This is a genomic window from Mycobacterium sp. (assembly GCF_049683355.1).
Taxonomy (GTDB): Bacteria; Actinomycetota; Actinomycetes; order Mycobacteriales; family Mycobacteriaceae; genus Mycobacterium.
In genome coordinates this window covers 1-6,790 of sequence record NZ_JBAUJB010000444.1, presented here as the reverse complement: position 1 = coordinate 6,790, position 6,790 = coordinate 1, and the positions used below count along the sequence as shown (strand labels likewise).

General features: G+C 69.2%; 6 protein-coding genes and 3 pseudogenes. 4 read left to right on the top strand and 5 right to left on the bottom strand.

Annotation, left to right across the window (positions count from 1 at the left end):
• Positions 1-1,063: MmpA family trehalose lipid delivery protein (locus WA944_RS25370; RefSeq protein WP_526647458.1), on the top strand; the 1,063-nt coding region annotated here is incomplete at its 5' end.
• Here WA944_RS25370 and WA944_RS25365 read toward each other — a convergent pair.
• From WA944_RS25365 to WA944_RS25350, 4 genes and pseudogenes are all read right to left on the bottom strand, one after another.
• Entirely contained in the window at positions 1,030-1,281 is a 252-nt protein-coding gene (locus tag WA944_RS25365) for a hypothetical protein (protein ID WP_526368802.1), read from the bottom strand. The two genes, WA944_RS25370 and WA944_RS25365, sit on opposite strands and share 34 nt — an antisense overlap.
• 19 nt (positions 1,282-1,300) lie before the next feature.
• Positions 1,301-2,157: pseudogene (locus WA944_RS25360) on the bottom strand (oxygenase MpaB family protein).
• Positions 2,154-2,348 carry a hypothetical protein gene (locus WA944_RS25355; RefSeq protein WP_526368804.1) on the bottom strand — a complete coding sequence of 65 codons (195 nt, stop codon included), beginning with the start codon at positions 2,346-2,348 and terminating at the stop codon, positions 2,154-2,156. Before WA944_RS25355 ends, WA944_RS25360 begins: the two are co-directional and overlap by 4 nt.
• Positions 2,349-2,445: 97 nt before the next feature.
• Entirely contained in the window at positions 2,446-3,606 is a 1,161-nt protein-coding gene (locus WA944_RS25350; protein ID WP_526368806.1) for a glycosyltransferase family 4 protein, read from the bottom strand.
• A gap of 35 nt (positions 3,607-3,641) precedes the next feature.
• On the opposite strand from WA944_RS25350, the gene WA944_RS25345 reads away from it, so the two are divergent.
• Together WA944_RS25345 and WA944_RS25340 are read left to right on the top strand one after the other, a co-directional pair.
• A complete protein-coding gene (locus tag WA944_RS25345) occupies positions 3,642-4,409 on the top strand; it encodes a class I SAM-dependent methyltransferase (protein WP_526368808.1) in 768 nt (255 codons plus the stop codon).
• 79 nt (positions 4,410-4,488) lie between these two features.
• Entirely contained in the window at positions 4,489-5,961 is a 1,473-nt protein-coding gene (locus WA944_RS25340; protein ID WP_526368810.1) for an aldehyde dehydrogenase, read from the top strand.
• 79 nt (positions 5,962-6,040) lie between these two features.
• On the opposite strand, the pseudogene WA944_RS25335 reads toward WA944_RS25340, so the two are convergent.
• A pseudogene (locus WA944_RS25335) lies at positions 6,041-6,397 on the bottom strand (acyl-CoA dehydrogenase C-terminal domain-containing protein); the annotation flags it as partial.
• A 227-nt stretch (positions 6,398-6,624) separates the two neighbouring features.
• On the opposite strand from WA944_RS25335, the pseudogene WA944_RS25330 reads away from it, so the two are divergent.
• A pseudogene (locus WA944_RS25330) lies at positions 6,625-6,790 on the top strand (glycerol acyltransferase); the annotation flags it as partial.

Sequence of the window (6,790 nt, the reverse complement as noted above, 5' to 3'; positions counted from 1 at the left end):
GCCGTGGCTGGTGGCCTCCGCTGTGGCGGGTGGGTGGGCCGACACCACCGCCGAACCCGGGGTGACGGCGTTCGCGGCGCGTGCCGAGCCGGGGCTGGGCACGCTGGGAAGCCTGGCGAGCCTGGGCGGTCTGTGGAACGCCGAAGCGGTGCCGGCCTCGCGGACAACACTTTTTGCGCTGGTGTCCGCGGTAGTGCTGCTGGTTGTGGTCGCGGTGGGCGTGCCGCTGCTGGTGCGCCGCCGGGTTGCGGTGCCGCTGCTGGTCGTGACCGCGGCGGCGGTCGTGGCGCCCGCGCTGATGGCGACGGGCTCGGGGATCGCCGTGCTGGAGGCGCTGATCCGCGCGCTGCCGGGGCTGGGTGTGCTCCGGGACGGCCAGAAGTGGGTGGCGCTGGCCGTGCCCGGCTACGCGGTGGCGGGTGCTGCCGCCGTGGTCACGCTGCGACCGCGGATCCCGGCGGTTGCGACGGCGACGGTCTGCTGCGCCGCGCTGATCGCGACACTGCCCGATCTCGCGTGGGGTGTGGGTGGCCGGGTGACGCCGGTGCGCTATCCCCCGGGGTGGCAGGCCGCGGCCGCGGTCATCAACGCCGATCCCCGCCCGGTCGCGGTGCTGCCTGTGGACAGCATGCGCAGCTTCGCGTGGGCCGGTGACGCCCCGGTTCTCGATCCGCTGCCGCGGTGGGTGCGTGCCGACGTGCTCAGTACCGGCGACTTGACGATCGCCGGTCGCACCGTGCCCGGCGAGGGTGCGCACGCTCGTGAGGTTCAGCGGCTGCTGCTCGCCAGGGCTGACCGGGAACGGCTCGCCGCTGAGGGTGTGGGCTGGGTCGTCGTCACCAGCGGCGGACCGGGGCTGCGGATGCCGGTGGCCTACCGCGACAGCGACATCACGGTCTACGCCGTCGGCGGGGACGAGGCGGCCTCTCCACACCGCACCGTGATGCTCGCCGCGCACGCCGTGTGGCTGGGCCTGCTGGTCGGCGGGCTGGCCGGGATGCTGGTGTTCGGGTTGCGCAGGCGCGTTGGTCAGGCCACGCAGACCGCCGGCAGCACCAGGTAGACGGGCCACAACCCGGCAACGATCAGGTAGGCAGCCATCCCCGCGCCGGCGGGCAGCCAAGGCTGCAGGACGCCCTCGAGCTGCCGGAGCTCGTCGGTCTGGAAGAAGGCCCACACCAGACCGACAGCGATGTAGGGGATCGCCAGCCACAACGCCGCCTCGATGGCGTCGGCCACGCTCAGCTGCTTGCTCAGCAGGCGACGCGTGGCTTGACGCATTCCGGGCACCGTCGCCTCCTCAGACCAGTCGGCGCTGCCGGCGAACCCGCATCCGGACATCGGCGAGCAGCACGTGGCTACCGCCCTGCCTCACGAAACCCGGCAGGAACCGGTTGGCGAACGCCACGAACAGGAACAACCGCTCGAACCAGCGTTGCCGCGCCGGACCCCACGACAGGCCGAGCGCGTGTCGGAACACCGGCGCCAGAAAACCTGCGGTCAGGAACTTCAGCAGTGGCCGGAACGGAAAAGCCAGCACCGGGTTGATCATCCGCAGGTTGACCAGGTCGAGAAGGTAGGCGCGCACGACGTCGTCCACGTCGACGAGTTCGCACGCCGCGTCCCAGTAGCGGTCGAAGTCCGCCCGGGTGGCGGGCCACTGATCCGCGCTGACCTGCAGCGTGGTGCCCAGGGGCCACGCCGACGTGTAGAACTGTTCGGCCTGCGCGTGGGTCATCTCGCCGCGCAGCAGTTGGTAGGTGTCCTCGATACCGACGAACAGGCAAGCCGCCACCCACATCTGCAGGTCGCGGTCGAATGCGTGGTATCGCACCGGGCTGTCCGGTCCGGACCTGACATGGCGGTGCACCGCGTCGACGGCCTCACGAAAGCCGCGCGGTCCTCGTCCGAGCCGAGCACCGCGACGGCCAGGTACTGGAACGTGGTGCGGGCCCGCTTCCACGGATGCTTCATCAGGTTGCCGGAGTCGACCTTGCTCTCGACGACGCCGTACCCGACGCCGGGGCGCGACAGCTGCATGATGACGTTGGCTGCGCCCGCGGCGAACGACCAGAAGTCCATGGCATCGGCGGCGGTCACCGGGCCGTCGCTCCAGCGGGCGGTCCGCCGGGTGATGCGAATGCGGTTCCCGGTCATGTCGTGCAGACGTCGGGGATCAGCAGCAGCGGCCACCACAGGATGGCTCCGAGGTCGACGGACGCGCCGCTGCGTGCCAGCGCCGACACGACGCCGATCACCAGGTACGGCGCGCCGAGCAGCAGCGCGGTGCCGATCCATTCGGCGACGGTCATCCGGTAGTCCAGAACCCGTCTCGCCGCCCCCAGCATGGGCACTATGTTGACGGCAATACGGGCGTGCGGCGACGGTTTCCCTGGATGAATCTGCACTTGGTGGACGTGTGGTGACCCAGATTGTGAATGGTGCTCAGATGACGCCGCTGACGAGGTGGCCGGCGTGTGCGGACTCCAGCACCACCCGCATCGCGGCGGCACTCTGCTGCCACGAGAACTCACCGCTGCGGACCTGCGCCTTGACGCCCAACTGCTCGCGCAGGACCTCATCGGACAGCATCCGGTCGAGGCCGTCGACCAGACCGTCGAGGTCGTCGACGAGCAATCCGGTGACGCCGTCGACGACCGAATCCGCCAACCCACCGGACGCGCGGTAGCCGATGGTCGGTACCCCGTGCTGGGCGGCCTCGACGACAGCCAGCCCCCAACCCTCCTTGCGGGACGGCAGCACGTTCACCCAACTGCGTTGCAGCACGGCATGTTTGGTGTGATCGTCGGCGTGGCCGTGAAAGGTCACCGCATCAGAGATGCCGAGCAGTGCGGCATGGTCGACGAGCCGGTCGGCCCACCAACCGTCCCCGAGCACGTCGAGATGCAGCCCGGGTATCCGGGAGCGCAGCCGGGCGACCGCTCCGAGCGCGTCCTCGATCTGCTTGTGCGGAACCAGCCGGGACAGCACGACGACCCGCGGGGTCGTCGACCGTGCCTGCGTCAACGTCGCGCCCGGGGCGGCGTCGACACCGTTGCGGACGATCGCGACGCGGTCGGCGCCGACGCCGAGCAGCGTGAGGTCCCGCGCCGACGGCAACGACACCGTGACGTACTGGTTGCGTCGGTGCAGCCGCGGCGACAACCAGGATTCGACGAACCACCCGATGCGGCTCATCACGGGCCCCGCCACCGGCCACTGTTCGCGGTGACAGTGGTGCACCAGCACCACCGCCCGTCGCCCGTAGACCAGCCGCGCCATGAAGGGCAGCCCGTTCTGGGTGTCGACGACGACGTCCGGGCGCACGTGCCGCAGCGGGCCCAGGCCGATCACGGCCGCGGCCATCGCCAGCCCGGCCCAGACATATACCGAGTAGCTCCCGCCGACGCGCTGGATCTCCACCCCGTCGACGGTCTCGCGCCGCGCGGCGCCGGGATAGCGGGCGGTGCGCAGCGTGACGCGGACCCCCGAGTCGGCGAGCTGTGCACCGATGCGCTGCAGGTAGGCCTCGCTGCCGCCACCCTGCGGATGGCCGGTGTCGCGCCAGCACAGCAACAACACTGATCGCAGGGGTAGGTCAGACATCGGGTTCAGAGTAGTCGGGTCCTAGGGTGACCGAGATGGCGGCAACTGACCTTCTGGCCCGGCGGGCGACGTTGTCGCGGTCGCTGCGGCTGCTGTCGGAGTTCCGCTTCGAGCAGCGTGATCCCGACAGGTTCTACGGTGCGCTCGCCGAGGACACCGTCGCGCTGGTCACCGATCTGTGGACAGCGGTCCACGGCACCGCCCCTACCGGCAGCACCGTGCTGGACGTCGGCGGGGGACCCGGGTACTTCGCGCCGGCGTTCAGCGGTGCAGGCCTGCGCTACGTCGGAGTGGAGCCCGACCCGCGGGAGATGCACGCCGCAGGCCCCCGGCTGCAGCGTCGGGAAGGGGCTTTCGTCCGGGCCTCGGGCACCGCGCTGCCGTTCGGCGATGGCAGCGTCGACATCTGCCTGTCCTCCAATGTCGCCGAACACGTACCCGAACCGTGGCGCCTGGGTGAGGAGATGCTGCGGGTCACCCGGCCCGGCGGGCTGGTGGTGCTGTCCTACACGGTGTGGCTGGGCCCGTTCGGCGGCCACGAGATGGGCCTGACGCACTACCTGGGTGGCCGCCGCGCCGCCGAGCGCTATACCCGCAAGCACGGCCACCGACCCAAGAACGACTACGGCTCGTCGTTGTTCGCGGTGTCCGCCGCCGACGGGCTGAAGTGGGCTGTGAGCACCGGCGCTCTGATCGCCGCATTCCCCCGCTACCACCCCCGATGGGCCTGGGGCACGGTCCGGGTGCCACTGCTCCGTGAGTTCGCAGTGAGCAATCTGGTGTTGGTGTTGCAGCCGTCCTGAGGGGCTGAACTGCAACAGGTCTCGTTTCGCCCATCGGGGGTAATGTGACGGGCATGACACCGCGCACGCGAGGAGCGATATGACCCAGAGCACTGCCTTCAAGACCGAGTGGGACAAGTTGTTCATCGGCGGCAAGTGGGTCGAGCCGGCCACCTCGGATGTGATCGAGGTCCACTCCCCCGCCACCGGCGAACTGGTCGGTAAGGTTCCGCTGGCGTCAGCGGCCGACGTCGACGCCGCCTGCGCGGCCGCCCGGAAGGCCTTCGACGACGGACCCTGGCCGCAGATGACACCGGCGGAGCGCGCCGAGATCCTGGGCCGCGCGGTCAAGATCATGGAGGAGCGCGGCGACGAGCTGAAGTTCCTGCTGGCCGCCGAGACGGGCCAGCCGCCGACGATCGTCGACATGATGCAGTACGGCGCTACAATGTCGTCGTTCAACTACTACGTCGGTGCTGCGGACAAGTTCACCTGGCAGGACATCCGCGACGGTGTCTACGGCCAGACGCTGGTGGTCAAGGAGCCGATCGGTGTCGTCGGGGCCGTGACGGCGTGGAACGTGCCGTTCTTCCTGGCGGCCAACAAGCTCGGGCCCGCACTGCTGGCCGGCTGCACGGTGGTGCTCAAGCCTGCGGCCGAGACCCCGCTGTCGGTGTTCGCGATGGCCGAGATGTTCGCCGAGGCCGGGTTGCCCGAAGGCGTGCTGTCGATCGTGCCCGGCGGCGCCGAGACCGGACGCGCCCTGACCGCGAACCCCGAACTGGACAAGTTCACCTTCACCGGCAGCTCGGGCGTCGGCAAGGAGGTCGCCAAGATCGCGGCCGAGAAGCTCAAGGCCTGCACGCTGGAACTGGGCGGCAAGTCCGCGGCCATCATCCTCGAGGACGCCGACCTGGATTCGACGCTGCCGATGCTGGTGTTCTCCGGCCTGATGAACTGCGGTCAGGCCTGTGTCGGCCAGACCCGGATCCTGGCACCGCGGTCGCGTTACGATGAGGTCGTGGAGAAGTTGTCCGCCGCCGTCGCGGCGATGCCGATCGGGTTGCCCGACGATCCGGCCGCGATGATCGGCCCGCTGATCTCGGAGAAGCAGCGCGAGCGTGTCGAGGGCTACATCAAGAAGGGTGTGGACGAGGGCGCGCGCGTGGTCACCGGCGGTGGCCGACCCGACGGCCTGGACAGCGGCTGGTTCGTGCAGCCGACGGTGTTCGCCGACGTCGACAACTCGATGACCATCGCCCAGGAGGAGATCTTCGGACCGGTGCTCGCGGTGATCGCCTACGAGGACGAAGACGACGCGGTGCGCATCGCCAACGACTCCGTCTACGGGCTGGCCGGCAGCGTTTACACCACCGACAACGACAAGGCGCTGCAGATCGCCCGCAAAATCCGCACCGGCACCTACGCGGTCAACATGTACGCGTTCAACCCCAGCGCCCCGTTCGGCGGCTTCAAGAACTCGGGCATCGGCCGGGAGAACGGCCCCGAGGGCATCGAGGCCTACACCGAGGCGAAGAGCATTCTGCTGCCGTTCGGCTACACGCCGGCCTGACAACACCCTCGAACGTACGGTTTCTGACGGATCGCCACCGGTTTTCCGTCAGAAACCGTGCATTCGGCGCCTCGGCGCCTCAGAAGGGCTCTTCTGACAGCTCCATCGCGGTGAGGTCGACGGCCTTGAGGATCGCGCTCTGGGCGGTCAGCCTCGGCAGGACGTTCTTGGCGAAGAACTTCGCGGTCGCGACTTTTCCGGTGTAGAAGGCACGGTCGCGGTCGCTGACGTCACCGTCGAGTGCGGCCAGAGCCACCTCGGCCTGCTGCAGCAGCAGCCAGCCCAGCAGCAGGTCGCCCACCGCGAGCAGGAACGGCACCGACTCCAGCCCGAGCCGGTAGAGCTGCTGCGGGTCCTGCTGCGAGTCGACCAGGTACCCGGTCATCGTGGCGACCATCGCCTCCACGTCGGCCACCGCGGTCGCCAGAAGTGTTCGCGCGTCGCCCTAGTGCTCACCGGCTGGCGGCTCGATGATCAGCCTCCCGCCCAAGAACCAAGATCCCCGTTAAGGACACGCTGATCGGTTCCCATTAGGTCGGTGGCCATCTCGCCATCGTGCGCCCTCAACAGCGCTTAAGGTCAACAGCGATGCATGACGGCCGTGAGCACTGGGTACACTGAAAAACTAGAACACGTTTCAATCCGAAGCCAAAGGGGGCCACGGTGAGCTCGTCAGATGCGACGCCGTCCGAGATCACCAAGTGGGACCCGGTGCTCACCGAGCGGGTGATGGGCCTGCTCAAGCTGTTCCTCAAGGGCTGGCACCGCGCCGAGGTGCGCGGCCTGGACACCTTCCCGGCCGGCGGTGCCCTGGTGGTGTCCAACCACT

Coding starts and splice junctions, on each gene's coding strand:
- WA944_RS25365 (WP_526368802.1), bottom strand. CDS start 1,281: ATGCGTCAAGCCACGCGTCGCCTGCTGAGCAAGCAGCTGAGCGTGGCC.
- WA944_RS25355 (WP_526368804.1), bottom strand. CDS start 2,348: ATGCTGGGGGCGGCGAGACGGGTTCTGGACTACCGGATGACCGTCGCC.
- WA944_RS25350 (WP_526368806.1), bottom strand. CDS start 3,606: ATGTCTGACCTACCCCTGCGATCAGTGTTGTTGCTGTGCTGGCGCGAC.
- WA944_RS25345 (WP_526368808.1), top strand. CDS start 3,642: ATGGCGGCAACTGACCTTCTGGCCCGGCGGGCGACGTTGTCGCGGTCG.
- WA944_RS25340 (WP_526368810.1), top strand. CDS start 4,489: ATGACCCAGAGCACTGCCTTCAAGACCGAGTGGGACAAGTTGTTCATC.